The sequence below is a fragment of the Ruegeria sp. AB8 genome (assembly GCF_056542605.1).
The window spans coordinates 1-2,444 of the sequence record NZ_JBQGAB010000071.1; the positions used below are offsets into that span (position 1 = coordinate 1).

The following is a 2,444-nucleotide window of genomic DNA, read 5'->3' on the forward strand; positions in this document are numbered from 1 at the left end:
TGCTATGGCGGAGGTTTCACACGATCTCAAAGAGGCGCGGGCCCGGAGGTCAGTGATGGGCAGTGTTGTCGACTGGAATGATATTCATCGAAGCGTCTTCAAGCAGCTTGGTGAGTATCGTGCCGGGTGGGTGGAGCAGCTTACGCTTGCACTTGAGAAAGTGAAGAGGTTGATCGACGAGCAGCCCGACCTGTTTGGTGATGAACACCCGTCCATCGTTCAGATCAAACAGAAATTGGGAGGCATGCGCGTCTATGAGGGCCCAGGCTGCAACCAGGCTACGAGTGAAGAGATTCAATGGCGTGTCGCTCAGATTGAGCAAACCTGTGAAGGTTGTTCTAATTCTGCCCAACGCCAGACCATCCTTGGGTTTGTGACGACGCTTTGCAGCTGGTGCTACAATGATGCTCTGCGGCGGCGATTTGAGGGCGCCGAAGAATCCTGGCCCGACAGCCTGAGGCTGGACATTGTGAAAAACTATCCAGACCTCGTTTCTCCGGATTGCGCATCTCTTGTTCCTGCTGTCGGAAAGGGCTGGCTCGTGATGATTTCGCAAGCACTCCACAAGCTTTCCTTCAGTCAGGATTTCAGGGCACTGGACCCTGGAACTATTCAGATCTCGGATATTAAGAAAGGCCAGGATGGCAAGATTTCCATCGGTTTCAGTCGATACCACGATCTCATTCAGGAGTACGCTGACTGGATGAAGTTTCGATGCGGTGTGACGTGTGAAGAGTGTGGCCACGTTGGTGACATCGTTCGGACAGCCGACAGGTCTCAAGTGCTCTGTTCTCACTGTTATTGTACTCGGGAGAAGTCTGATGGGTGATGACGACGACGTTGAGCTGGATGAACAAACCTTGCGTTTGCTTAGGCTTCGGGAGGCTGAAATTGCGGCTGGTCGAGCAAAACTAACCAAGCCGATTACCTCGGATGAGATCCGGTCTCGAAAGGTGCCTGATCCGCAGGGTAAGCCAGATGAGTGACGAGACTACAGAAGAGGAAATCCCAATTTTCGTAATCTGCGAGACTTTGGTGAACGGCAAACTTCGAGAGATTGAAGGAAAAGAGATCACTGTAAAACCAAACAAGATCTTAGTCTTGACGATCAGTGTCGAGGATGTTGAGCGATGACAGATGATTTTTCAGAAGAAGAGATCTTCGGGCGCCCGTTACAGGATGTTCCTCTGAATGACTTGATCGCAGAGTTGCAAGCTCGTCGCAAAGAGGGTCCGGAGGTCTGGCTTGCATTGCGCAAAATGATTTTCGAGCAAATCGCCGATTTTGCACAGCGTCCGGCCGACGCGCCCAAATGGCGGGATGAATGGGTCAAAGAGAACACCTGGGATCTAGTGACTGACGACGATGATGTCGAGATCACTGATGGTAGCGGCAACGTGTTCGACGACCTCGGGATTGAAGACCCGAGGAAGAAGACTTAGTGATGGGGCCCGAGCATTTCAGCTTGATCTTATCCGCCGTGATCATTGTCGCATTGGCGATCTACGTCAGACACATCGTCTACACCGCTGGAAAAGATCGCGAAGTCGATCCAGAGCGAGTGCAAAGGATCATGCGAGATCTGGACTACAGCCACCTGGACCGAGTGATGAACCGGCGAAGGAAGGGGTAGCGGGATGTTGAAGGTGGTTGTCTATGTTGGTGATCAAGAGGTCGCCCGAGCTGTGGCTGAGAACGATTCAGAACTCGCGGACGTGTCCGATTACAATATCCGGATGAACGAACGTGCTGCCGAGCGGTTTGGCATTCAAGAAAAAGGTCTAGGCGGCCGGATTAAGGGCCACCCTCGAAATCAGACGGTCTGGAGGCTCGTCCGCAAGATCGCAGACCTTTGGCTTGCGGGGACCGGCGCGGGCGAAGAAAGCGTTGAGGCAGAGCTGCTGCCGATGATCCGCAAGTCTATCCGCGAACTAGATGAGAGGGTCGAAAAGGAATCGAACCAGAGCGAAGACTGGAATGCTGTGATCAAGCAGATTTCTGATGACGAGCCGTTTTCCCTGGGCTTTTACGCTGACAAATTTGAGTCGTGGACAGCGGACGAGATTGAAGCTCTTCGATGTGATGTGGTTGAGACAGCCACACAGGAAGAACTAATGGCCGAGGTCGAACGCCGGCGAAGAGCTGGTCTACTGCACAAGGAGGCCTCGAATGATGGCTTCTCAGATCTGGTTGATGATCTCTGGGGCAAACTCGATACAGACCCAGACCGCTAGTACAGCTTACCTGCCGCCATTACCCAAAGTTTAACATAAGAAGTCTATGGCGACTGTTGTTGTAGTAGTGCGCGCTTCTTCTAAGCGCCTCTCCTGCTAGGAACCAAAGCGTCCCGGATAAGCATTTCCCCAACACTGCTCTGCGGAACCATGTACTACCAGTCTCTACGATAAGCATGGTTGACCGCAACCAGCCCAAACCAGACATTC

General features: G+C 52.6%; 4 protein-coding genes. All 4 read left to right on the forward strand.

Annotation, left to right across the window (positions count from 1 at the left end):
• Nucleotides 1-829, forward strand: an 829-nt coding sequence (locus ACR0CG_RS23675; protein WP_480527946.1) for a hypothetical protein, incomplete at its 5' end; no start/stop codon positions are given.
• Nucleotides 822-986, forward strand: coding sequence for a hypothetical protein (locus ACR0CG_RS23680; protein ID WP_170428341.1), 165 nt, complete (start codon nt 822-824; stop codon nt 984-986). The genes ACR0CG_RS23675 and ACR0CG_RS23680, both read left to right, overlap by 8 nt.
• Nucleotides 987-1,130: 144 nt before the next feature.
• The gene (locus ACR0CG_RS23685) at nt 1,131-1,442 is read left to right on the forward strand and encodes a hypothetical protein (RefSeq protein ID WP_170428344.1); all 312 of its coding nucleotides are present in this window, start codon (nt 1,131-1,133) and stop codon (nt 1,440-1,442) included.
• Between the two features lie 195 nt (nt 1,443-1,637).
• Nucleotides 1,638-2,234 (forward strand): hypothetical protein, encoded by a 597-nt coding sequence (locus ACR0CG_RS23690; protein WP_480527948.1) that lies wholly within the window; start codon nt 1,638-1,640, stop codon nt 2,232-2,234.
• The last annotated feature ends 210 nt before the right edge of the window (nt 2,235-2,444 follow it).